Origin of the sequence: Lacinutrix himadriensis, assembly GCF_001418105.1 — a bacterium.
Classification (GTDB): Bacteria; Bacteroidota; Bacteroidia; order Flavobacteriales; family Flavobacteriaceae; genus Oceanihabitans; species Oceanihabitans himadriense.
In genome coordinates this window covers 83898-107357 of sequence record NZ_LIQI01000014.1, presented here as the reverse complement: position 1 = coordinate 107357, position 23460 = coordinate 83898, and the positions used below count along the sequence as shown (strand labels likewise).

General features: G+C 32.9%; 37 protein-coding genes. 35 read left to right on the top strand and 2 right to left on the bottom strand.

Annotation, left to right across the window (positions count from 1 at the left end):
• The first annotated feature begins 4 nt into the window (after positions 1–4).
• The 35 genes from rpsJ to ctlX all read left to right on the top strand — a co-directional run bounded on the left by rpsJ (position 5) and on the right by ctlX (position 21282).
• Positions 5–310: a 30S ribosomal protein S10 gene (gene rpsJ / locus AMD28_RS04045; RefSeq protein ID WP_010181931.1), complete on the top strand. Its 306-nt coding sequence runs from the start codon at positions 5–7 to the stop codon at positions 308–310.
• Between the two features lie 120 nt (positions 311–430).
• Positions 431–1048 (top strand): 50S ribosomal protein L3, encoded by a 618-nt coding sequence (gene rplC, locus AMD28_RS04040; protein ID WP_055442884.1) that lies wholly within the window; start codon positions 431–433, stop codon positions 1046–1048.
• Complete coding sequence (gene rplD, locus AMD28_RS04035; protein ID WP_055442883.1) at positions 1048–1677, top strand: 50S ribosomal protein L4; 630 nt, start codon at positions 1048–1050, stop codon at positions 1675–1677. Before rplC ends, rplD begins: the two co-directional genes overlap by 1 nt.
• A 7-nt stretch (positions 1678–1684) precedes the next feature.
• The gene (gene rplW / locus AMD28_RS04030; RefSeq protein WP_055442882.1) at positions 1685–1975 is read left to right on the top strand and encodes a 50S ribosomal protein L23; all 291 of its coding nucleotides are present in this window, start codon (positions 1685–1687) and stop codon (positions 1973–1975) included.
• A gap of 10 nt (positions 1976–1985) precedes the next feature.
• The gene (rplB, locus tag AMD28_RS04025; RefSeq protein WP_055442881.1) at positions 1986–2810 is read left to right on the top strand and encodes a 50S ribosomal protein L2; all 825 of its coding nucleotides are present in this window, start codon (positions 1986–1988) and stop codon (positions 2808–2810) included.
• Positions 2811–2813: 3 nt separating this feature from the next.
• A complete protein-coding gene (rpsS, locus tag AMD28_RS04020; RefSeq protein ID WP_055442880.1) occupies positions 2814–3092 on the top strand; it encodes a 30S ribosomal protein S19 in 279 nt (92 codons plus the stop codon).
• Between the two features lie 4 nt (positions 3093–3096).
• The gene (gene rplV / locus AMD28_RS04015; RefSeq protein WP_055442991.1) at positions 3097–3504 is read left to right on the top strand and encodes a 50S ribosomal protein L22; all 408 of its coding nucleotides are present in this window, start codon (positions 3097–3099) and stop codon (positions 3502–3504) included.
• 7 nt (positions 3505–3511) lie between these two features.
• Positions 3512–4234, top strand: a complete 723-nt coding sequence (rpsC, locus tag AMD28_RS04010; RefSeq protein WP_055442879.1) for a 30S ribosomal protein S3 — start codon at positions 3512–3514, stop codon at positions 4232–4234.
• A gap of 20 nt (positions 4235–4254) precedes the next feature.
• Complete coding sequence (rplP, locus tag AMD28_RS04005; protein WP_055442878.1) at positions 4255–4674, top strand: 50S ribosomal protein L16; 420 nt, start codon at positions 4255–4257, stop codon at positions 4672–4674.
• Positions 4675–4686: 12 nt separating this feature from the next.
• Positions 4687–4878, top strand: coding sequence for a 50S ribosomal protein L29 (rpmC, locus tag AMD28_RS04000; protein WP_055442990.1), 192 nt, complete (start codon positions 4687–4689; stop codon positions 4876–4878).
• 13 nt (positions 4879–4891) lie between these two features.
• Positions 4892–5149 carry a 30S ribosomal protein S17 gene (rpsQ, locus tag AMD28_RS03995; protein WP_055442877.1) on the top strand — a complete coding sequence of 86 codons (258 nt, stop codon included), beginning with the start codon at positions 4892–4894 and terminating at the stop codon, positions 5147–5149.
• 2 nt (positions 5150–5151) lie between these two features.
• Positions 5152–5520: a 50S ribosomal protein L14 gene (gene rplN / locus AMD28_RS03990; RefSeq protein ID WP_055442876.1), complete on the top strand. Its 369-nt coding sequence runs from the start codon at positions 5152–5154 to the stop codon at positions 5518–5520.
• A 14-nt stretch (positions 5521–5534) separates the two neighbouring features.
• Positions 5535–5846: a 50S ribosomal protein L24 gene (gene rplX / locus AMD28_RS03985; RefSeq protein ID WP_055442875.1), complete on the top strand. Its 312-nt coding sequence runs from the start codon at positions 5535–5537 to the stop codon at positions 5844–5846.
• 2 nt (positions 5847–5848) lie between these two features.
• Complete coding sequence (gene rplE, locus AMD28_RS03980) at positions 5849–6400, top strand: 50S ribosomal protein L5 (protein ID WP_055442874.1); 552 nt, start codon at positions 5849–5851, stop codon at positions 6398–6400.
• A 3-nt stretch (positions 6401–6403) separates the two neighbouring features.
• Positions 6404–6673 (top strand): 30S ribosomal protein S14, encoded by a 270-nt coding sequence (gene rpsN / locus AMD28_RS03975; protein WP_055442873.1) that lies wholly within the window; start codon positions 6404–6406, stop codon positions 6671–6673.
• A gap of 68 nt (positions 6674–6741) precedes the next feature.
• Positions 6742–7140 (top strand): 30S ribosomal protein S8, encoded by a 399-nt coding sequence (gene rpsH / locus AMD28_RS03970; protein ID WP_055442872.1) that lies wholly within the window; start codon positions 6742–6744, stop codon positions 7138–7140.
• Positions 7141–7157: 17 nt separating this feature from the next.
• Positions 7158–7700 carry a 50S ribosomal protein L6 gene (gene rplF / locus AMD28_RS03965; protein ID WP_055442871.1) on the top strand — a complete coding sequence of 181 codons (543 nt, stop codon included), beginning with the start codon at positions 7158–7160 and terminating at the stop codon, positions 7698–7700.
• Positions 7701–7710: 10 nt separating this feature from the next.
• Positions 7711–8067, top strand: a complete 357-nt coding sequence (gene rplR / locus AMD28_RS03960; protein WP_055442870.1) for a 50S ribosomal protein L18 — start codon at positions 7711–7713, stop codon at positions 8065–8067.
• A 6-nt stretch (positions 8068–8073) separates the two neighbouring features.
• Complete coding sequence (gene rpsE / locus AMD28_RS03955; RefSeq protein ID WP_055442869.1) at positions 8074–8598, top strand: 30S ribosomal protein S5; 525 nt, start codon at positions 8074–8076, stop codon at positions 8596–8598.
• A 12-nt stretch (positions 8599–8610) separates the two neighbouring features.
• Positions 8611–8793 (top strand): 50S ribosomal protein L30, encoded by a 183-nt coding sequence (rpmD, locus tag AMD28_RS03950; RefSeq protein ID WP_055442868.1) that lies wholly within the window; start codon positions 8611–8613, stop codon positions 8791–8793.
• 14 nt (positions 8794–8807) lie between these two features.
• The gene (rplO, locus tag AMD28_RS03945) at positions 8808–9260 is read left to right on the top strand and encodes a 50S ribosomal protein L15 (protein ID WP_055442867.1); all 453 of its coding nucleotides are present in this window, start codon (positions 8808–8810) and stop codon (positions 9258–9260) included.
• A 13-nt stretch (positions 9261–9273) separates the two neighbouring features.
• Entirely contained in the window at positions 9274–10620 is a 1347-nt protein-coding gene (secY, locus tag AMD28_RS03940) for a preprotein translocase subunit SecY (protein WP_055442866.1), read from the top strand.
• Positions 10621–10630: 10 nt separating this feature from the next.
• Positions 10631–10846: a translation initiation factor IF-1 gene (infA, locus tag AMD28_RS03935; protein ID WP_007094967.1), complete on the top strand. Its 216-nt coding sequence runs from the start codon at positions 10631–10633 to the stop codon at positions 10844–10846.
• Between the two features lie 17 nt (positions 10847–10863).
• Positions 10864–10980, top strand: coding sequence for a type B 50S ribosomal protein L36 (ykgO, locus tag AMD28_RS18315; protein ID WP_010519235.1), 117 nt, complete (start codon positions 10864–10866; stop codon positions 10978–10980).
• A 2-nt stretch (positions 10981–10982) separates the two neighbouring features.
• Positions 10983–11357: a 30S ribosomal protein S13 gene (rpsM, locus tag AMD28_RS03930; protein ID WP_055442865.1), complete on the top strand. Its 375-nt coding sequence runs from the start codon at positions 10983–10985 to the stop codon at positions 11355–11357.
• Between the two features lie 98 nt (positions 11358–11455).
• The gene (rpsK, locus tag AMD28_RS03925; RefSeq protein WP_055442864.1) at positions 11456–11839 is read left to right on the top strand and encodes a 30S ribosomal protein S11; all 384 of its coding nucleotides are present in this window, start codon (positions 11456–11458) and stop codon (positions 11837–11839) included.
• A gap of 173 nt (positions 11840–12012) precedes the next feature.
• Positions 12013–12618, top strand: coding sequence for a 30S ribosomal protein S4 (gene rpsD, locus AMD28_RS03920; protein ID WP_055442863.1), 606 nt, complete (start codon positions 12013–12015; stop codon positions 12616–12618).
• A 95-nt stretch (positions 12619–12713) separates the two neighbouring features.
• Positions 12714–13706, top strand: coding sequence for a DNA-directed RNA polymerase subunit alpha (locus AMD28_RS03915; RefSeq protein WP_055442862.1), 993 nt, complete (start codon positions 12714–12716; stop codon positions 13704–13706).
• A 61-nt stretch (positions 13707–13767) separates the two neighbouring features.
• Entirely contained in the window at positions 13768–14241 is a 474-nt protein-coding gene (gene rplQ / locus AMD28_RS03910; protein ID WP_055442861.1) for a 50S ribosomal protein L17, read from the top strand.
• A gap of 93 nt (positions 14242–14334) precedes the next feature.
• Entirely contained in the window at positions 14335–15039 is a 705-nt protein-coding gene (locus AMD28_RS03905) for a hypothetical protein (RefSeq protein ID WP_055442860.1), read from the top strand.
• Positions 15040–15140: 101 nt separating this feature from the next.
• Positions 15141–16247, top strand: a complete 1107-nt coding sequence (carA, locus tag AMD28_RS03900) for a glutamine-hydrolyzing carbamoyl-phosphate synthase small subunit (RefSeq protein WP_055442859.1) — start codon at positions 15141–15143, stop codon at positions 16245–16247.
• Between the two features lie 143 nt (positions 16248–16390).
• Positions 16391–17683 carry a phosphopyruvate hydratase gene (gene eno, locus AMD28_RS03895; RefSeq protein ID WP_055442858.1) on the top strand — a complete coding sequence of 431 codons (1293 nt, stop codon included), beginning with the start codon at positions 16391–16393 and terminating at the stop codon, positions 17681–17683.
• Between the two features lie 172 nt (positions 17684–17855).
• On the top strand, positions 17856–19142 hold the full coding sequence (locus AMD28_RS03890) for a citrate synthase (protein WP_055442857.1): 1287 nt from the start codon (positions 17856–17858) through the stop codon (positions 19140–19142).
• A 67-nt stretch (positions 19143–19209) separates the two neighbouring features.
• On the top strand, positions 19210–20124 hold the full coding sequence (locus AMD28_RS03885; protein ID WP_055442856.1) for a dimethylarginine dimethylaminohydrolase family protein: 915 nt from the start codon (positions 19210–19212) through the stop codon (positions 20122–20124).
• A gap of 222 nt (positions 20125–20346) precedes the next feature.
• A complete protein-coding gene (gene ctlX / locus AMD28_RS03880) occupies positions 20347–21282 on the top strand; it encodes a citrulline utilization hydrolase CtlX (RefSeq protein WP_055442855.1) in 936 nt (311 codons plus the stop codon).
• On the opposite strand, the gene AMD28_RS18840 is transcribed toward ctlX, so the two are convergent.
• Together AMD28_RS18840 and AMD28_RS03875 are read right to left on the bottom strand one after the other, a co-directional pair.
• Positions 21279–21767 (bottom strand): sensor histidine kinase, encoded by a 489-nt coding sequence (locus AMD28_RS18840; RefSeq protein ID WP_241492435.1) that lies wholly within the window; start codon positions 21765–21767, stop codon positions 21279–21281. The two genes, ctlX and AMD28_RS18840, sit on opposite strands and share 4 nt — an antisense overlap.
• Positions 21755–23365 carry a tetratricopeptide repeat protein gene (locus AMD28_RS03875; RefSeq protein ID WP_241492434.1) on the bottom strand — a complete coding sequence of 537 codons (1611 nt, stop codon included), beginning with the start codon at positions 23363–23365 and terminating at the stop codon, positions 21755–21757. The genes AMD28_RS18840 and AMD28_RS03875 overlap by 13 nt, the downstream gene beginning before the upstream one ends.
• Between the last annotated feature and the right edge of the window lie 95 nt (positions 23366–23460).

The window sequence follows — 23460 nt, the reverse complement described above, 5'->3', positions numbered from 1 at the left end:
GAAAATGAGTCAAAAAATTAGAATCAAATTAAAGTCTTACGATCATAACTTAGTAGACAAGTCTGCTGAAAAGATTGTAAAAACAGTAAAAAGTACAGGTGCTGTTGTAACTGGACCAATTCCATTACCAACACACAAAAAGATTTTCACTGTATTACGTTCACCTCACGTAAACAAGAAGTCAAGAGAACAATTTCAATTAAGCTCTTATAAGCGTTTATTAGATATTTACTCTTCATCTTCTAAAACAATTGACGCTCTTATGAAATTAGAGTTGCCAAGTGGTGTTGAAGTAGAGATCAAAGTTTAAGTTTTAAACTTACATGTCCTTAACGATGGTTAAGGAAAAACGGTAAAAATACAATTCAAGGCTGAAACGTATTTTCAGCCTTGTTTTTTAATAAATAGTAACAAATAAATAAATAATAATATGTCTGGGTTAATTGGAAAGAAAATCGGTATGACCAGCATCTTTGATGAAAACGGGAAAAATATTCCTTGTACAGTAATCGAAGCTGGGCCATGTATCGTTACCCAAGTCAGAACTGAAGAAGTTGATGGTTATAAAGCTATTCAACTTGGTTTCGATGACGCGACAGAAAAGAGCGCTACTAAAGCTGACTTAGGTCATGCTAAAAAAGCGGGTACTTCTGTTAAGCGTAAAATCGTTGAATTTCAAGGTTTTGATGCGGAGTACAAATTGGGAGATGCTATAACAGTAGAACACTTTGCAGAAGGTGAGTTTGTTGATGTAGCTGGAACTTCAAAAGGTAAAGGATTTCAAGGGGTTGTAAAACGTCATGGATTCGCCGGGGTTGGTCAAGCTACGCATGGTCAACATAACCGTTTAAGAGCTCCAGGTTCTATTGGTGCAGCTTCATATCCTGCGAGAGTATTCAAAGGAATGAAAATGGCCGGAAGAATGGGTGGAGACACAGTAAAAGTTCAAAATTTAAGAGTTTTAAAAGTAGTTGCTGATAAGAATCTACTTGTGGTTAAAGGATGTGTTCCTGGTCATAAAAACGCTTATGTAATTATTAGAAAATAATGAAAGTAGCAGTTGTAGATATTAACGGAAAAGACACAGGAAGAAAGGTAGACCTTTCTAAAGATGTGTATGCTATTGAACCTAATAATCATGCTGTATATTTGGATGTTAAACAATATTTAGCAAACCAAAGACAAGGTACTCACAAATCGAAAGAAAGAGCTGAGATTACTGGAAGTACACGTAAGATTAAAAAGCAAAAAGGAACTGGTACTGCAAGAGCAGGATCTATCAAATCTGGTGTATTCAGAGGTGGTGGTCGTATGTTCGGTCCAAGACCAAGAAACTATAGCTTTAAATTAAACAAAAACCTTAAGCGTTTAGCACGTAAATCGGCTTTAAGTATTAAGGCTAGTGAAAAGTCAATTGTAGTTATTGAAGACTTAAATTTCGATACTCCAAAGACAAAAAATTTCACTTCAGTTTTAAAAGCTTTAGGATTAGAAAACAAAAAATCACTGTTTGTGTTGGGTGCGTCAAATAATAATGTATATTTGTCGTCACGCAATTTAAAAGGCACTGAAGTGTTAATTAACTCAGAGTTAAGCACTTATAAGATTTTAAACGCAAATCAAATAGTTCTTTTAGAGAGTTCTTTAGAAGGAATTGAAACGAATTTAAGTAAATAAGAAACAAATGAATATCTTAATTAAACCGATAATCACGGAAAAAGCGACAGCGAATAGCGAGTTAAACAACTGCTATACTTTCCAAGTGAATACAAAGGCGAACAAGGTAGAAATCAAAAAAGCGGTGGAAGCTGCTTATGGAGTTTCTGTTGAAAAAGTTCGTACTATAAATGTCCGTCCAGATAGAAGTACTAAGTTTACAAAAACTGGTATTCAACATGGTAAAACAAATGCTGTTAAAAAAGCAATTGTACAACTGGCGGAAGGTGAGATAATTGATTTATACACTAACATGTAATTAAAGAGAAATGTCAGTAAGAAAATTAAAACCAATCACACCAGGACAGCGATTTAGAGTAGTAAATGGGTATGACGCCATAACTACTGATAAGCCGGAGAAAAGTTTATTAGCTCCGAAAAAACGTTCAGGTGGTAGAAACAGTCAAGGTAGAATGACCATGCGCTATATAGGTGGAGGTCATAAAAGAAAGTATCGTATTATCGATTTTAAACGTGATAAAACAGGAGTTCCTGGTGAAGTTATGTCAATCCAATACGATCCAAACAGAACTGCCTTCATCGCATTATTGAATTATCAAGATGGCGAGAAAAGATACGTTATTGCTCAAAATGGCTTACAAGTAGGTCAGAAATTAGTATCAGGAGATGCAGCAAGTCCAGAAGTTGGAAATGCTATGCCTTTAGGTAAAATTCCTTTGGGAACTATTATCTCTTGTATTGAGTTACGTCCAGGTCAAGGAGCTGTTATGGCTCGTAGTGCTGGTGCATTCGCTCAATTAATGGCAAGAGACGGTAAGTTTGCAACTATAAAATTACCGTCAGGTGAAACACGTTTAGTGTTAATCACTTGTATGGCTACAATAGGAGTTGTTTCTAACTCAGATCATCAATTGTTAGTATCAGGTAAAGCTGGTAGAACAAGATGGTTAGGTAGACGTCCACGTACTAGACCAGTAGTAATGAATCCTGTCGATCATCCAATGGGTGGTGGAGAAGGTAAGTCTTCTGGAGGTCATCCTCGTTCTAGAAATGGTATACCGGCTAAAGGTTATAGAACCCGTTCTAAAACAAAAGCGAGTAATAAATATATTGTAGAACGTAGAAAGAAATAAGATATGTCAAGATCATTAAAAAAAGGACCTTACGTTCATTATAAATTAGAGAAAAAAGTTGCAGCTAATGTAGATGCTAACAAAAAAACAGTAATCAAAACTTGGTCAAGAGCAAGTATGATTACTCCAGATTTTGTTGGACAAACTATAGCAGTACATAACGGTCGTCAATTTGTGCCAGTTTACGTAACAGAAAACATGGTAGGACATAAGTTAGGAGAATTTTCACCAACAAGATCTTTTAGAGGTCACGCTGGTGCTAAAAATAAAGGTAAAAAGTAGAGCTATGGGAAGTCGTAAAAAACAAATGGCAGACGCTATTAAGGAAGCAAAAAAGGAAATCGCTTTTGCAAAACTTAATAACTGTCCTACATCACCAAGAAAAATGCGTTTAGTAGCCGATTTAGTAAGAGGTGAACGCGTAGAAAAAGCACTTAACATATTAAAGTTTAGTCAAAAAGAAGCTTCAAATCGTTTAGAGAAATTATTGTTGTCTGCAATTGCAAACTGGCAAGCTAAAAACGAAGATGCATCTATTGAAGAAGCAGAATTATTTGTTAAAGAGATTAGAGTAGATGGCGGATCTATGTTAAAAAGATTACGTCCAGCACCTCAAGGTCGCGCACACAGAATTAGAAAAAGATCAAATCACGTTACAATCGTGGTAGGAGCTAACAATAACACACAAAGCTAAGATAGATATGGGACAAAAAACAAATCCAATCGGAAATCGCTTAGGAATTATCAGAGGATGGGAATCTAACTGGTATGGAGGAAATGATTATGGTGATAAGCTTGCTGAAGATTATAAAATCAGAGAGTATGTTCATGCACGTTTATCTAAAGCTAGTGTATCAAGAGTAATTATTGAAAGAACTTTAAAACTTGTAACCGTTACTATCACTACTGCTAGACCTGGTATTATTATCGGAAAAGGTGGCCAAGAGGTAGACAAGTTAAAAGAAGAGCTTAAAAAAATTACAGGTAAAGAGGTTCAAATAAACATATTTGAAATCAAAAGACCAGAACTTGACGCATTTTTAGTAGGATCAAGTATTGCTCGTCAAATTGAAAACAGAATTTCATACAGACGTGCAATCAAGATGGCAATTGCTGCTACAATGCGAATGAATGCAGAAGGGATTAAAATCCAAATTAGTGGTCGTTTGAATGGTGCTGAAATGGCACGTTCTGAACATTACAAAGATGGACGTATTCCTTTATCAACCTTCAGAGCTGATATTGACTATGCTTTAGTTGAAGCACATACTACTTATGGTAGATTAGGTGTGAAAGTATGGATCATGAAAGGTGAAGTGTATGGTAAAAGAGAGCTTTCTCCGCTTGTTGGATTATCTAAGAAGCAAGGAAAAGGTGGAAGAGGCGGAAGAGATAATAAGAATCAATCTCGTCGTAGAAAGTAATTTTTTAAAGAAAAGGAAAAATGTTACAGCCTAAAAGAACAAAATTTAGAAAAATGCAAAAGGGACGTATGAAGGGGAACTCTGGTAGAGGTCACCAATTATCATACGGTACTTTTGGAATAAAATCATTAGATTCAAACTTTTTAACTTCACGTCAAATTGAAGCTGCACGTATTGCTGCTACTCGTTACATGAAAAGAGAAGGATCATTGTGGATAAAAATCTTTCCAGATAAGCCAATCACAAAGAAACCTCTTGAAGTACGTATGGGTAAAGGTAAAGGTGCTGTAGAATATTGGGCAGCAGTAGTTAAACCAGGAAGAATCTTATTCGAAATTGGTGGAGTGCCATTAGAAGTAGCTCAAGAAGCTTTACGTCTAGCAGCACAAAAATTACCAGTAAAAACTAAGTTTGTAATTGCTAGAGATTATCAAGCATAATAATTTAAGATGATGAAACAATCAGAAATTAAAGAATTATCTATTGCTGAGTTACAAGAGAAACTTAGTGAGACGAAAAAAAGTTATTCAGACCTTAAAATGGCTCATGTAGTATCTCCTTTAGAGAATCCAATACAGTTACGTTCTGTAAGAAGAGCAGTAGCTAGAATTGCGACTGAATTAACTAAAAGAGAATTACAATAATTCAGCTGAAAAGATGGAAAAAAGAAACTTAAGAAAAGAACGCGTAGGTGTAGTTACTAGTAACAAAATGATGAAATCAATCGTTGTTGCCGAAGTAAAAAAAGTAAAACACCCTATGTATGGAAAGTTCGTGTTAAAGACAAAGAAATATGTTGCACACGACGAAACAAACGACTGTAATATTGGAGATACAGTAAAGATCATGGAAACAAGACCTTTATCTAAATCGAAATGTTGGAGATTAGTTGAAATAATAGAAAGAGCTAAATAATTATGATACAAACAGAATCAAGATTAAAGGTAGCTGATAACACTGGGGCGAAAGAGGTTTTAACCATTCGTGTTCTAGGTGGTACAAAGAGAAGATACGCTTCTGTAGGTGACAAAATTGTTGTTGCCGTAAAAGATGCAACTCCTAATGGAAACATTAAAAAAGGAGCTGTTTCTACTGCAGTAGTAGTACGTACAAAAAAAGAAGTAAGACGTCCAGACGGATCTTATATAAGATTTGATGACAATGCTTGTGTGCTTTTAAACCCAACGGGTGAAATGAGAGGAACACGTGTATTTGGACCTGTTGCTAGAGAACTTCGTGATAAACAATTCATGAAAATTGTATCATTAGCACCAGAAGTGCTTTAAGACAATATATTAAGATGACAAAGCTTAAAATAAAATCAGGAGATACTATTAGAGTAATTGCTGGAGATCATAAAGGATCAGAAGGTAAAGTACTTAAAGTATTAACCGATAAGAACAAAGCGATCGTTGAGGGAGTAAACATGGTGAAGAAACATACTAAACCAAGTGCTCAAAGTCCTCAAGGTGGAATCGTAGAAAAAGAAGCTGCAATTCAAATATCTAACTTATCGTTGTTAACTTCGAAAGGAGAGACAACAAGAGTTGGTTATAGAATGGAAGGCGATAAGAAAGTAAGATTTTCAAAAAAATCTAATGAAGTAATATAGTTATGGCATATTCACCAAGACTTAAAGAAGAGTATAAAAGCAAAATAGTTGCTGCTCTTACAGAAGAATTTAGTTATAAAAATGTAATGGAAGTTCCAAAACTTAAAAAGATAGTTTTATCTAAAGGAGTTGGAGCTGCAGTTGCAGATAAAAAGTTAATCGACTACGCGTTAGAAGAATTAACTACTATAACTGGACAAAAAGCTATAGCAACAATTTCTAAAAAGGATGTTGCTACATTTAAATTACGTAAAGGGATGCCAATTGGCGCAAAAGTTACTTTACGTGGTGAAAGAATGTATGAGTTTTTAGACCGTTTAATAACATCTGCCTTACCTCGTGTAAGAGATTTTAACGGGATTAAAGCTACAGGATTTGACGGAAGAGGTAACTACAACTTAGGTGTTGTAGAACAAATTATCTTTCCAGAGATAAATATCGATAAGGTAAACAAAATCTCAGGAATGGATATTACATTTGTAACTTCTGCCGAAACAGATAAAGAAGCAAAATCATTATTAACAGAACTAGGGTTACCTTTTCAAAAGAACTAAGTTATGGCTAAAGAATCAATGAAAGCCCGCGAGGTGAAAAGAGCAAATACAGTAGCAAAGTATGCTGAGAAACGTAAAGCTTTAAAAGAAGCTGGAGATTACGAAGCATTACAAAAGTTACCTAAGAACGCTTCGCCAGTGCGTATGCATAATAGATGTAAATTAACAGGAAGACCAAAAGGTTACATGCGTACCTTTGGAATTTCTCGTGTTACATTTAGAGAAATGGCAAATCAAGGGTTAATCCCAGGCGTTAGAAAAGCAAGTTGGTAAAATTAAATATAATCAGATTTTAGGTTCAACACCAACGTTGAAAACCGAGATCACAAAATCAATTAGTTATGTACACAGATCCAATAGCGGATTATTTAACTAGAGTTAGAAATGCTGTAAGAGCAAACCACAGAGTGGTAGAAATTCCTGCATCTAACTTGAAAAAAGAAATCACTAAAATATTATTCGATCAAGGATATATTTTAAGCTACAAGTTTGATGATTCTTCAGTACAAGGGACAATTAAGATTGCCCTTAAGTACAATAAAGAAACAAAAGAACCTGTAATCAAGAAAATTCAAAGAATCAGTAAACCAGGTTTACGTAAGTATGCAAGTTCAAAAGAACTGCCTAGAATCTTAAACGGTCTTGGTATTGCCATCGTTTCTACTTCTCATGGAGTAATGACAGGTAAACAAGCAACAAGAGATAATGTAGGTGGTGAAGTACTTTGCTACGTTTACTAATTTAAAGCCCAAAAGAAATGTCAAGAATAGGAAATAATCCGGTAGCCATTCCAGAAGGCGTAACAGTAGACATTAAAGATAATGTTGTTACTGTAAAAGGTAAATTAGGAGAATTAACACAAAACTTTGATACCATTGATATCAAAGTTGAAGATGGTAACGTTTTAGTTACTCGTTCTTCAGACTCTAAAGATCAAAAAGCCAAACATGGTTTATATAGATCATTAATGAATAACATGATTGAAGGTGTATCTAAAGGATGGACTAAAAATCTAGAGTTAGTAGGTGTAGGATATAGAGCATCAAACCAAGGGCAAAAATTAGATTTAGCTTTAGGTTTTTCGCATAACATAGTATTGGATATTGCTCCAGAAGTCAAAATTGAAACAGTTTCAGACAAAGGAAAAAATCCAATTATAAAATTAACATCTTTCGACAAACAATTAGTTGGTCAAGTAGCTGCAAAAATACGTGGCTTCCGTAGACCAGAACCTTACAAAGGAAAAGGTGTGAAATTTGTTGGAGAAGTACTAAGAAGAAAAGCAGGTAAATCAGCTTAATAAGTTAATTATGGCACTATCAAAATTCGAAAGAAGAATAAGAATAAAAAACAGAATCCGTAAGACTGTATCAGGTACAGGATCTAGACCGAGATTATCTGTTTTTAGAAGTAATAAAGAAATTTATGCTCAAATAGTTGATGATGTAACTGGTAATACTATCAGTGCTGCATCTTCAAGAGATAAAGACATTAGTTCTGCTAAAGGGAATAAAACAGAAATAGCTACATTAGTAGGTAAGGCTGTTGCCGAAAGAGCAATAAAAGCTGGTATAAATACAATCTCTTTTGATAGAGGTGGATATATATATCATGGTAGAGTAAAATCATTAGCTGATGGAGCTAGAGAAGCAGGACTTAAATTCTAAGAAATTATGTATCAAAAATTCAAAAGCGCAGAGCTAGTTAAACCAAGTGGATTAGATCTTAAAGATCGTTTAGTTGGTGTACAAAGAGTTACTAAAGTAACTAAAGGTGGTAGAGCATTTGGTTTTTCAGCAATCGTAGTGGTTGGTGATGAAGCAGGTGTAGTAGGACACGGTTTAGGAAAATCTAAAGACGTTGCTAGTGCAATTGCAAAAGCAGTAGAAGACGCAAAGAAAAACCTAGTACGTATTCCTTTAATAAAAAGTACATTACCACATGAACAAAAAGGAAAATTTGGTGGAGCAAGAGTAAACATCATTCCTGCAGCTCCTGGTACAGGAGTAATTGCTGGTGGAGCTGTAAGAACAGTTCTTGAGGCAGTTGGAGTACATGATGTATTATCAAAATCTCAAGGTTCATCAAACCCTCATAACGTAGTAAAAGCAACTTTTGATGCTTTATTACAATTAAGAGATGCAAGAACAATTGCTCGTGATAGAGGAATTTCTCTTGAAAAAGTTTTTAAAGGATAATAAAGGAAAACGATGGCAAAGATAAAAGTTAAAAAAGTAAAGAGTGCAATCAATCGTACACAAAGACAAAAGAGAACATTATTGGCTCTTGGACTTAAAAAGATTGGTCAAGTAGTAGAGCACGATGCCACACCAAATATCCTTGGTATGGTTGCTAAAGTTTCACATTTAGTTTCTGTTGAAGAAGCAAAATAATATAACACTTACAAATGGATTTAAGTAATTTAAAACCTGCAGAAGGTTCAGTAAAAAATCAAGGTAAACGTATAGGACGTGGACAAGGTTCTGGGAAAGGTGGTACTGCTACACGTGGTCACAAAGGAGCAAAATCTCGTTCTGGTTACTCTAAGAAAGTTGGTTTTGAAGGAGGTCAAATGCCTATTCAACGTCGTGTACCTAAATTTGGTTTTACTAATATTAACCGTAAAGAATATCAAGGTGTAAATCTTGATAAACTACAACAGTTAATTGATGACAAAGTAATTAAAGATACTCTTGATCTAGATACAATGATTACGTTACGTTTAGCTGGCAAAAATGAGCTAGTTAAAATTTTAGGACGTGGTGAATTAAAATCTAAATTAACAGTAACAGCTCATAAATTTACAGCAACTGCAAAAGCAGCTATCGAAGCAGCTGGAGGAGAAGCAGTAACTTTATAATTAATTAAGAAGCATGAAATTTATAGAGACATTAAAAAATGTTTGGAAAATTGAAGAACTAAGAAACCGAATAATATTAACATTAGGTTTACTTTTAGTATATCGTTTCGGAGCACAGGTAGTACTTCCAGGTATTGATGCTTCACAATTAGAAGGTATACAAGGTAATACAGAAGATGGTTTATTAGGTTTATTAAATGCATTTACAGGTGGAGCATTTGCTAACGCATCTGTTTTTGCTCTTGGTATCATGCCTTACATTTCTGCTTCTATTGTAGTTCAGTTAATGGGAATAGCAATTCCTTATTTACAAAAACTGCAAAAAGAAGGAGCAAGTGGACAAAAGAAAATCACGCAAATAACAAGATGGTTAACTATAGGAATATGTTTGGTACAAGCACCAGGATATTTAGCAAGTTTACCAGCATTAGGTATTCCGCAATCGGCCTTTTTATTAGGTCAAGGAGGTTTATTCTATTTCTCTTCTGTTATTATTTTAGTAACAGGATGTGTATTTGCAATGTGGTTAGGTGAGAAGATTACAGATAAAGGTATTGGTAATGGTATTTCATTATTAATTATGGTTGGTATTATTGCAACTTTACCTAAAAACTTCTTATTAAATGCATCTTCTAGATTAGAAGGAAATAACGTAATGTTAATTCTTTTCGAACTGGTAATTTGGTTAGCAATTATTGCAGCATGTATCATGTTAGTAATGGCGGTTAGAAAAATTGCAGTACAATATGCTAGAAGAACAGCATCTGGAGGGTATGAGAAAAATGTATTTGGTGGAGCAAGACAATTTATTCCATTAAAACTTAATGCTTCAGGAGTTATGCCAATTATCTTTGCACAAGCAATTATGTTTGTACCAGGTTTAATAGGTAGCTCTTCTTTCTTAAAAGATACAGCAGCTGGACAATGGATGCAAACTAATTTTTCAGACATGTTTGGTTTTTGGTACAATTTAATATTTGCTTTATTAATTATTATATTTACATATTTTTATACAGCAATTACAGTACCTACAAATAAAATGGCAGATGATCTAAAACGTAGCGGAGGATTTATCCCTGGTATACGTCCTGGATCTGAAACTTCAGAGTATTTAGATAAGATAATGTCTCAAATTACATTACCTGGTTCTATATTCTTAGCACTTATAGCAATATTTCCAGCATTTATTGTTAAGCTAATGAATGTGCAATCTGGTTGGGCATTATTTTTTGGAGGTACATCTCTATTAATTATGGTAGGTGTAGCAATAGACACTATGCAACAAGTAAATTCTTACTTGTTAAATAGACACTATGATGGCTTGATGAAGACTGGTAAAAATAGAAAAGCAGTAGCTTAATTTATATACTATGGCAAAACAAGCAGCAATAGAACAAGACGGAACAATTATAGAAGCATTATCAAATGCTATGTTTCGTGTAGAATTAGAAAACGGTCACATTGTGACAGCGCACATCTCCGGTAAAATGCGTATGCATTATATTAAATTACTACCAGGAGATAAAGTGAAATTAGAAATGAGTCCTTATGATTTAACTAAGGCTCGTATAACTTATAGATACTAAATACCAATACTAATACGATGAAAGTAAGAGCATCAATTAAAAAAAGAAGCGCAGATTGCAAAATAGTGCGTAGAAAGGGTAGACTTTACGTGATTAACAAAAAGAATCCTAGATTCAAACAAAGACAAGGATAATTATGGCAAGAATTGCAGGTGTAGACATACCAAAACAGAAAAGAGGAGTAATATCTCTAACTTATATCTACGGAGTAGGTAGAAGCAGATCAAAAGAAATTTTAGCGGAAGCTAAAGTTGACGAAAGTATTAAAGTTCAAGATTGGGACGATGATCAAATAGCAGCCATTCGTGATGCTGTTGGAACGTTCACAATTGAAGGTGAATTACGTTCTGAAACACAATTAAACATTAAGCGATTAATGGATATTGGATGTTACAGAGGTATTCGTCATAGATCTGGTCTTCCATTAAGAGGACAACGTACTAAGAACAACTCTAGAACTAGAAAAGGTAGAAGAAAAACTGTTGCTAACAAGAAGAAAGCAACTAAATAATAATATAGTCTTTAGTCTTTAGACGTTGGAAAGAATCTGTTTGAAATTAAGGTTTAGGATTCTAGCGACTATTAACTAATACTAAAAGCTAAAATAATATGGCAAAGTCAAGTACTAAAAAACGTAAAGTTATAGTAGATGCTGTTGGAGAAGTACACATTACGGCTTCTTTTAATAACATCATTATTTCACTTACCAACAAAAAAGGAGACGTGATTTCATGGTCTTCAGCTGGTAAAATGGGATTCAGAGGTTCTAAAAAGAATACTCCGTATGCTGCGCAATTAGCTGCAGAAGATGCTGCAGGTGTAGCAAAAGAAGCAGGTTTAAAGAAAGTGAAAGCTTACGTTAAAGGACCAGGAAATGGTAGAGAATCTGCTATTCGTTCTATCCACAATTTAGGAATAGAAGTAACAGAAATTATTGATGTTACTCCATTACCTCATAATGGATGTCGCCCTCCAAAACGTAGAAGAGTATAATTTATATATGTAATAATTTAATAGCAACTGTATTTTTATAGTTGCTATTAAGTTTTTTATACGTAAATTTGCAAACTGAAAAATAATAATCAAGTATCAACAAGAGATTCACGTTTGTCGAAGGATAAGATTAAGACCTTAATTCACAAACACTCTTAAAAAAACAATTTAAAATGGCAAGATATACTGGTCCTAAAACTAAAATAGCACGTAAATTTGGCGAAGCTATATTTGGAGAAGATAAATCTTTTGAAAAAAGAAATTACCCTCCAGGACAACACGGAAACGCTAGACGTCGTGGAAAAAAATCTGAATACGCAATCCAATTAATGGAAAAACAAAAAGCTAAATATACATATGGTATTTTAGAGCGTCAATTTAGAGGTTTATTCAAAAAAGCAACAGCTGCACAAGGTATTACAGGTGAAGTTTTATTACAACTTTGCGAGTCTAGATTAGACAACGTAGTATTTAGAATGGGGATTGCTCCTACTAGAAGTGGAGCTAGACAATTAGTATCTCACAGACATATTACTGTAAATGGTGGATTGGTAAACATTCCTTCATATTCTTTAAAAGCTGGAGATGTTGTTGCTGTTAGAGAAAAATCAAAATCACTTGAAGCTATTGATAGATCTTTATCAAACTCAAGTAATGTTTACGAATGGATTACATGGAACAATGATACAAAGCAAGGAACTTATGTTTCTGTACCTGCTAGACTTCAAATTCCAGAAAACATCAACGAGCAATTCATCGTAGAATTATATTCTAAATAATAAATTAATCATATTGGTATTTAGCCAAAGGATTTATTAGTCTTCTTCATACTTTTAAATCGCGCAACTAAATAACAATTAAAACGAAGAGCAAAATGGCAGTATTTAATTTTCAAAAACCAGATAAAGTAATCATGATAGATTCTACTGATTTCGAAGGTAAATTCGAATTCAGACCACTAGAACCTGGTTATGGTTTAACCGTTGGAAACGCTTTAAGAAGAGTATTACTTTCTTCTTTAGAAGGATTTGCAATCACATCTGTTAGAATGGAAGGTGTAGATCACGAGTTTTCTACTATCGCAGGAGTTGTTGAAGATGTAACAGAAATGATATTAAACTTAAAACAAATGCGTTTTAAGCGTCAAATAGAAGATGTAGACAACGAAGCTGTTTCTATCTCTATTTCTGGTCAAGATAAAATTACAGCTGGTGATTTTCAAAAATTTATTTCAGGATTCCAAGTATTAAATTCAGAATTAGTAATCTGTAATTTAGATCCTAAAGTAAATATTAACATGGAAATTACAATTGAAAAAGGAAGAGGTTATGTTCCTGCTGAAGAAAATAAAAAGTCTTCTGCACCAATAGGTACAATCTTTACAGATTCAATTTACACACCAATAAAAAATGTTAAGTATAGCATTGAGAATTTTCGTGTAGAACAAAAGACAGATTACGAAAAATTAGTTTTCGAAATCCAAACAGATGGTTCTATTACTCCTCAAGATGCATTAACAGAAGGAGCTAAAACTTTAATTCACCACTTCATGTTATTCTCAGATGAGCGTATTACATTAGAAGCGGATGAAATTGCACAAACAGAAACTTATGATGAAGAATCGCTTCACATGAGACAACTACTAAAAACTAAATTAGTAGATATGGACTTATCTGTACGTGCTCTTAATTGTTTAAAAGCTGCAGAAGTAGATACATTAGGAGACTTAGTTTCTTTTAATAAAAACGACTTAATGAAATTCCGTAACTTCGGTAAAAAATCATTAACAGAGCTTGAAGAGCTTGTAAATGTTAAAGGTTTGAACTTTGGGATGGACCTTTCAAAATATAAACTAGATAAAGATTAATTACTTCATAATTTGCTCCTCAATAATGAGTAGAGCAAGATGAAGCTAAAACAAAAATGTCATGAGACACGGAAAAAAAGTAAATCACTTAGGTAGACAAACTGCTCACAGAAAAGCAATGTTAGCTAATATGGCTTGTTCTTTAATAGAACACAAACGTATTAACACAACTGTTGCTAAAGCTAAAGCATTAAAAGGTTTTGTTGAGCCAATGATTACAAAATCTAAGGAAGATACTACACATAACAGACGTATTGTTATGTCTAGATTAAGACAAAAAGAAGCAGTTACAGAACTTTTTAGAGAAGTAGCTACTAAAGTTGGTGATCGTCCTGGAGGTTATACTCGTATTATCAAACTTGGAAACAGACTTGGTGATAACGCTGATATGGCAATGATTGAACTTGTAGATTACAATGAAATCTATAATGCTGATAAAAAAGCTAAGAAAACTACACGTAGAAGTAGAAGAGGTGGAAACAAAACTGTTGCTCCTGCTGTAGATACTAAAGCAACAAGCGAAGAAGAAGAATAGACAACATATTTAACATGTTAAAAAAAGGCAAACTTATTTAAGTTTGCCTTTTTTCGTTATATTTACATTCTATATTAATCAAAACAAGTTAAAATGAAAAAACATATTCTATTTTTATTGTCCATTTTATGTGCTACAATAGTTTCTGCACAAAACATAACTAATACTACTTCTGCTGATGTTCTTAGTGATATACATAACGGATTAGGTAGATATGTAAATAACCCAAATAAACAAGTAGATATTGATGGTAACAAATATCTATATGATAATTGGAATACGGTAGGAGAAATGCATTCATTAACAGGAGAAGTGTTTCGTGTTAAAAATTTAAATTTAAATTTAAAAACAAATCAATTTGAAGCACAAATTAAAGATGAAACCACTAAAACTGAAAAGGTTTTTATTTTTGATTCTAAAAATATTGCTAGTGTAAAAATCTTTAATGACAATTTTGTAAAATATAAGAATCCTAAAACAAATAAAACTTGTTTTATGGAAGAGCTAGCAGTAGCAGATAAGGTTAAAATTCTTAAATATTCTTCTGTAAGAATTAAAGATGCAACCGTTAATCCACTTACACAGCAGATTGAAACGAATGCGAAGTATCTTAAAGATGGAAATTATTTTAAAGCCCAAGACAATATAGTTACTGCATTTAAACCTAAGAAAAAGAGTGTTGTGACACTATTCCCTAATAAGAGTTCTGAAGTTAGCGACTATATAAAAGGAAATAATCTTAATGTAAAAGATGAAAATGATTTAGTTAAAGTATTTAACTACTACAATACATTATAGTAAATGTTAATAAGCATTAATAATATAAAGGATAAACTATTTTAGTTTATCCTTTTTTTTATGCAATTTTGCAAACCAAACAACACTACAAAAACTACACAATGAAATACCAATCTCTTAGAAAAGCGCTTATTCTATTAGCAGATGGAACCATTTTTCATGGTAAAGCAGTTGCTAATAAAGAAGGTACTGCCTTTGGCGAAGTATGCTTCAATACTGGAATGACAGGCTATCAAGAAATTTTTACAGACCCTTCTTACTTTGGGCAACTCATGGTAACAACCAATGCACATATTGGTAACTATGGTACTAAAGTAGATGAAGTAGAATCGGATGGTATAAAAATTTCCGGACTTATTTGTAAGAATTTTAGCTATGATTATTCCCGTGATGCTGCAGATGCTTCCTTAGAAAGCTTTTTAGAACAAAACAACCTTTTAGCCATTTCAGATATAGACACAAGAGCACTTGTAAGCTATATAAGAGATAATGGAGCTATGAACGCTGTAATATCTACAGATGTAGATAATGTAGAGTCACTTAAAAAGCAACTTGCAGAAATTCCAAACATGCAAGGTTTAGAGTTAGCTTCAAAAGTTTCAACTAAAGAGCCTTATTTCTATGGCGATGAAAATGCTTCCTTAAAAATTGCTGCTTTAGATATAGGAATTAAAAAGAACATCCTTCGTAATTTGGCAAAAAGAGATGCTTACATCAAAGTATTTCCATATAATGCAAAGTTCGAAGAATTAGAAGCATGGAATCCAGATGGCTATTTCTTATCTAACGGACCAGGTGATCCAGAACCTTTAGTAGAAGCACAACAAGTGGCCAAAGAAATAATCAAAAGAGATTTACCACTATTCGGTATTTGTTTAGGGCACCAAGTAATTGCATTGGCAAATGGAATATCTACCTATAAAATGCATAACGGACACAGAGGAATTAACCATCCGGTGAAGAACTTAATTACAGGAAAAGGTGAAATTACTTCTCAAAATCATGGATTTGCCGTGAATAGAGAAGAAACAGAAGCACATCCAGATCTTGAAATAACTCATGTGCATTTAAATGATGATACGGTAGCAGGAATTAAAATGAAAAACAAAAACTGTTTTTCTGTACAATATCATCCAGAAGCAAGTCCTGGACCGCATGATTCATCTTATTTATTTGATGAATTTATTAAAAATATTAAAACTAAATAATACATAAAAGACAACGGAAATAGAAATTTGTTGTCTTTTTTGTTTTACTAAAACGTTATCGAAACAATTTTAAACAATTCTTTAATTAACTTATACTATAAAAGAGAATTAAAAGGTAAATTTGAAGAACAAAAACATATTTTATGAGCATTATAATAAATATTCACGCAAGACAAATTTTTGATTCAAGAGGAAACCCAACAGTAGAAGTTGATGTTATTACCGAAAACGGATTTATGGGAAGAGCTGCAGTACCATCTGGAGCTTCAACAGGAGAACACGAAGCTGTAGAGTTACGTGATGGAGGAAAAGCATTTATGGGTAAAGGAGTTACCAAAGCCGTAAAGAATGTGAATACTATAATTGCAGAAGAGTTATTAGGTGTTTCTGTTTTTGATCAAAATGAGATTGATCAAATTATGATTGATTTAGATGGCACGCCAAACAAATCCAAATTAGGAGCAAATGCAATTCTTGGAGTTTCTCTAGCTGCTGCAAAAGCTGCCGCAAATGAGTTAGCTTTGCCTTTATACAGATATGTTGGTGGAGTTTCAGCAAATACGCTTCCTGTTCCAATGATGAATATTATTAATGGAGGTTCACATAGTGATGCACCAATTGCATTTCAAGAATTTATGGTAATGCCTGTAAAAGCTAAAAACTTTTCACATGCAATGCAAATGGGGACTGAGATTTTTCACAACCTAAAGAAAGTATTACACGATAGAGGTTTAAGTACCGCTGTAGGTGATGAAGGTGGTTTTGCACCAAACTTAGAAGGAGGAACAGAAGATGCTTTAGAAACTATAGCGAAAGCAGTAGACAACGCTGGATATAAATTAGGGGATGATGTAATGATTGCTTTAGATTGCGCTGCTGCGGAATTTTTTGTTGACGGAAAATACGATTACACAAAATTTGAAGGAGACAAAGGAAAAGTAAGAACAAGTAAAGAGCAAGCAGATTACTTAGCAGAATTAGCAGCGAAATACCCAATTATTTCTATTGAAGATGGAATGGATGAAAACGATTGGGAAGGTTGGAAATACTTAACAGAAAAAATAGGGGATAAAGTACAGTTAGTTGGTGACGATTTATTTGTTACAAACGTAGAACGTTTATCTCGCGGAATTGAAAGCGATACAGCAAATTCTATTTTAATTAAAGTAAACCAAATTGGTACTTTAACCGAAACTATTGCTGCTGTAAACATGGCACACAATGCAGGATATACTTCTGTAATGTCACACAGATCTGGTGAAACTGAAGATAATACTATTGCAGATTTAGCGGTAGCTTTAAACTGTGGTCAAATTAAAACAGGATCTGCTTCTCGTAGTGATAGAATGGCAAAATACAACCAATTACTTCGTATAGAAGAAGAATTAGGGACTGTTGCTTACTATCCAGGATTAAAAGCTTTTAAAGTAAAATAATACTATTTATCGTATTAGAATGAAGTGCTTATTTGTATAAAATAAGCACTTTTTTTATGCTATCAATTTTTTCAATATTAATATTGTTAAAAGCTTTGTTAATTCGCTTTAAAAATTGAGTGGTTTTTCGTAATTTAGCATTCCGCAAAACAAATAATATTCAAAATTAAATATGTCAAAAACAGCTACATTAGAAATTGATGGAAAAAAATACGAGTTTCCTTTAATAAAAGGAACAGAGAACGAAGTTGCTATAGATATTAAAACGCTAAGAGGAGTAACTGGAGGAGTAACAACTATAGATCCTGGTTTTAAAAATACAGGTTCTTGTGAAAGTGCCATCACGTTCTTAAATGGTGAAGAAGGTATTTTAAGATACAGAGGTTATTCTATTGAAGAGTTAGCTGAAAAAGCTGATTTTCTAGAAGTAGCGTTTTTATTGATTTTTGGTGAATTACCAAATAAAGAAGAGTTAGAAAAATTTCAAAAAGACATTAAAGAACAATCTGTTGTTGATGATGATATAAAGAAAATTTTAGACGCTTTTCCTAAGTCAGCACACCCAATGGGAGTTTTGTCTTCTTTAACAAGTGCATTAACAGCATTTAATCCTTCTTCTGTGAATGTAGATTCTGAAGAAGAGATGTATAAAAGTGTTGTAAGAATATTAGGTAAGTTTCCAGTATTAGTAGCTTGGACAATGCGTAAAAAACAAGGGTTGCCATTAGATTATGGAGATAACTCTTTAGGTTATGTAGAGAACATCTTAAAAATGATGTTTAAAAAACCAAACGAAGAATATGTACAAAGTCCAATTTTAGTTAATGCTTTAGATAAGTTATTAATATTACATGCAGATCATGAACAAAACTGTTCTACGTCTACAGTACGTATAGTTGGTTCTGCACATACCGGTTTATTTGCATCTATTTCTTCTGGTATTTCTGCACTTTGGGGACCACTTCATGGTGGCGCAAACCAAGCGGTTTTAGAAATGTTAAGTGGTATTGAAGAAGATGGTGGAGATACTAAAAAATACATGGCGAAAGCGAAGGATAAGAATGATCCTTTCCGTTTAATGGGCTTCGGACATAGAGTATATAAGAACTTTGATCCAAGAGCAAAAATTATTAAAGTTGCTGCGGATGAAGTTTTAGGTGACCTTGGAGTAGAAGATCCAATTTTAGATATCGCTAAAGGTTTAGAAAAAGAAGCTTTAGAAGATAAATACTTTGTAGATAGAAAATTATATCCAAATGTAGATTTCTATTCTGGAATTATTTATAGAGGTATGGGAATACCAACAGATATGTTTACCGTAATGTTTGCACTTGGTAGATTACCAGGTTGGATTGCACAATGGCGCGAAATGCGTTTACGTAAAGAGCCAATTGGTAGACCAAGACAAATTTATATTGGAGAAACGCAAAGAGCTTTTAAAGACATAAAAAACAGATAAGATTAAATATTTTTAATCCAAAAAAAGCTTCATAAGAAATTATGAAGCTTTTTTATATATTTACATTATGCTAAAACTAAACGTAAAAAACGAAACATCTAGACTAAGAGCTGTTGTTCTTGGTACTGCAATAAGTAATGGTCCAACACCAAGTTTGTCCGAAGCTTATGACCCTAAATCTGCACTACATATAAAAGCAGGAACCTATCCTGTGGAAGCAGATATGGTTAAAGAAATGGAAGCAGTAGCTAACGTTTTTAAAAAATATGATGTAACGGTTTATAGACCCGAATTAATTGAAAATTGTAATCAAATTTTTGCAAGAGACATCGCGTTCGTAATAGATGATGTTTTTGTAAAAGCGAATATTTTACCAGATAGAGAAGAGGAGTTAGACGCGATACAATATATTGTTGATAAAGTGGATCCGGCTAAAGTTATTCGTCCGCCAGAAGAAGTACATATTGAAGGAGGAGACGTGATGCTTTGGAACGATTATATTTTTGTTGGTACCTATAGAGAAGAAGATTATGCAGATTATATCGTTGCTAGAACCAACATACAAGGTGTTGCTTTTCTAGAAAAAACCTTTCCGCATAAAAAAGTAAAGTCCTTTAATCTTAGAAAATCGCAAACCAATCCAAGAGATAATGCATTGCATTTAGATTGCTGTTTTCAACCAATAGGAACCAATAAAGCTATCTTACATAAAGAAGGTTTTTTGGAAGAGGAAGAGTATGAATGGTTGTTGAATTACTTCGGAAAAGAAAATTGCTTCATTATTACTAAAGAAGAAATGTTTAATATGAATAGTAACGTATTCTCTATTTCGGAAGAAGTAGTAATTTCTGAAAAGAACTTCACAAGATTAAACACTTGGTTACGTGAAAACGGAATTACTGTAGAAGAAGTACCTTATGCCGAAATTGCAAAACAAGAAGGCTTGCTACGTTGTAGTACCATGCCATTAATAAGAGATTAACTATAAACGAAAGTTTAAAAATAAGTTTCTGTATCCTTCTTAATGAGATAAAGTATTTTCATTTTATTTGTTTTAAGATACATATCGAAAGTAACGTATTTGCAATCAAAGCATGAGGATGGAAGTCCGAAAAATAGACTACGACAATTTTTATTTGGATGCTATTTATAGATGAAAATTAGAATTAATTAGTTTAGCTTTGCTCTACTAAAAAGTAAGATCATGCAACAAACAACAAATACTATATTGATGATTCGTCCTATTAATTTTAGGAGGAATGAGCAAACTGCAGTTAATAATTTCTACCAAAAAGAAGCAGATAATGTATTGCCAGAAACCGAGAATGTAAAAGCGCAAAGAGAGTTTGATGCGTATGTAGAAAAGTTACGTAGTATTGGTGTTCATGTTGTAGTTGTTAGTGATACGGAAGAATTTGATACTCCAGATTCTATTTTTCCAAACAATTGGATTTCTTTTCATGAAAACGGAACCGTTGGCATATACCCAATGTTTGCCGAAAACAGAAGAAACGAAAGACGAGAAGACGTTTTGGAGGAATTAGAAAAACAAGGTTTTATAATTGAAAACATTGTTGATTATACAAGTGCTGAAGACGAAGGCGTTTTTCTAGAAGGAACAGGAAGCTTACTTTTAGATCGTGTAAATAGTATTGCATATTGTGCTTTATCTGCTCGTGCAGACGAAGCTTTGTTTATAGAGTTTTGCGAAGATTTTGAATATACTCCAGTAGTCTTTTCGGCAAACCAAACCGTTAATGGTAAGCGCGAAGCTATTTATCATACCAATGTAATGATGTGTCTAGCAGAAACTTTTGCTGTGATATGTTTAGATACTATAGATGATAAAAAAGAGCGTAAAAACGTTGTTAAACACTTGCAACAGAGTGGTAAAGAGGTAATCTCAATAACCGAAGAGCAAGTCAGTAATTTTGCTGGTAATATGTTACAAGTAAAAGGGACAGACGATCAACGCTTTTTAATTATGAGTCAAGCAGCTCATGATTGTTTAACTCCTGCACAAATTAAGACAATTACAAAACATTGCGAAATTGTTAGTAGTAGTTTAGATACTATTGAATCTTGTGGTGGCGGAAGCGCACGTTGTATGATGGCAGAAGTATTTTTACCTAAAAATTAAACGCCTCCCGTAGGATTTGTCTTTGGTAGTTCTACATAAAAAGTACTGCCAACCTCTTCTGTGCTTTCTACCCAGATTTTACCATGATTAAGTTCTACTAACTCTTTACAGATTGTTAAACCTAAACCAGTACCTTTTTCATTTTTAGTACCTATGGTAGTAAAAGAATTGTTTTTAAATAACTGGTCTTGATTTTCTTTAGAAATACCAACTCCTGTATCGCCAATACTAATTAAACACTGTCCATTACTAATATGGTTTTGTATGGTTATGGTGTCACCAGATTTACAAAACTTGACAGCATTAGTAAGTAGGTTTTGTACAATAATTTCTACCATACTTCTGTCTGCATAAACAAAATCACGTAAAGAATTATCTTCTATAGTAATGTTTTTCTTTTCCGTTTTTTGTTCAATGAGCTTTAATTTATCTAAAAACACCTCTTGTACATCAAACAAGCTTGGTTTAGATTCTAAAGATTGCATTTGCGATTAGACCAATTTAATAGATTGAATAAAAGCAAAGATGCATTATTGGCATTCTCACTCAGTTCTGGTATTAAATGATTAAACTCCTCTTTACTTAAGGAACCATCTTTTAATAAATCGATAAAACCTTTAATAGAAGTAAGGGAGTCTTTTAAATCATGAGATACTATAGAAAAAAGCTTATCCTTTACTTTATTAATGTCTTCTAGATTTTTTGTCTGATCTAAAATTGCAATGTTTTGGATGTTAATTTGCTTGTTTTTATCTTCTAAATCCTTGGTGTATTTAATCCTATTGTTTCTTTTTAAGTAGATTAAAATTAAAAAAGTAGATACTACTAATAGAGCAAGTAGCATGGAATAAAAAATAATATTTAACCTTTTTATTTCTTCCTTATTCGCTTTCTTTTCTTCTTGGTGTTGATCAATTAATGCTTGATTTACTGCATTATTGTTGCTGTTTAAATCTTTTATTTCCACAGGAACTACAATAGCTTCTTTTTCTAATTTTTTAGTAGATGCTTGCTGCTTTTGTTTTTCTACATCATTTTTAAGCTCAAAATATCTTTTCTGCCAAATATAAGCTAGTTTAAAATTACTTTCAACAGAGTCAAGTTTCGCTCTTAATCCATAATTTATTATTAGCTGTTCATTGTCTTCTAAAGCTCTTCCTAAAGTAGTTGCTTCATAAAGTAAGCGTTCTGCAACGATTGGTTTCTTTTCTCTTAAATATAACTCTCCAGCGGTATTAAGACCTATTAAAGTACCTTTATCATTGTTGAGTCTTCTATTTAATCGTAAACCTTGTGTAATATATTCTTTAGCTTGATCTAAATTATTAAGCGATAAATAGGAACTTCCTATTTTGGTTAAAACATCACCTCTTAATACAGTATCACTTGTATCTATACTTGTTAGTACACTATTAAAATAGTAAAGCGCTTTTTTAAATTCTTTTTTGTTGTAATATAAATCTCCTAGATTCTTATTGGTTTGTATAATTTCTTCTTCCTTACCAAGGGATTCTTCTAAATCAAGTGTTTTTTTGTAAAACGTAATTGCTTGATCATAAGCTTCCATTTTGTGGTAAGCGGTAGCTAAATTTCTATACGCATCACAAAGTTCCTCTTTTAAATCACGTTTTTCAAGTACATCAATTGCAGAAAGAGAAAACTGTAAACCTTTATCATAGTTACCCCTTGCTATTTCAATTAAACCAATACTATTATTAATTTTAGCAACACCTAATGTGTCTGCTAATGCTATATAAAGATCTTTCGATTTTGTGTAGTAGTCAATAGCATTAATATAATCTTCTTTTTTTGCAAAAATAAGTGCTTTGTAATAGGTGATTTCAGCAATACCAGCATCATAGTTTAAATCATTAGATAGTTTTTCACTTTCTCTAATAAATTGTAATGCTTTGTTGTAATCTTTAGTGTGGTATAATAACTTAATTATTTGTAAAGATGTAATAACCTTTGAAGTATCCGGTTTCTGAAACGCTAGTTGAATAGTAAGATTGTCGAGGTCCTCGGATTGTGAGAAGCCCAAAAGTGCACTAAAACAAAATAAAAGAGTAATCAGTTTCCTCATTTAATACATTTACAATAGTAAGGTATTAACTAAGAGTCTTTTTTGAGGGAATCAAAAACACTTTGTTAAATTATAATTAGTTAATAGTTATTAAA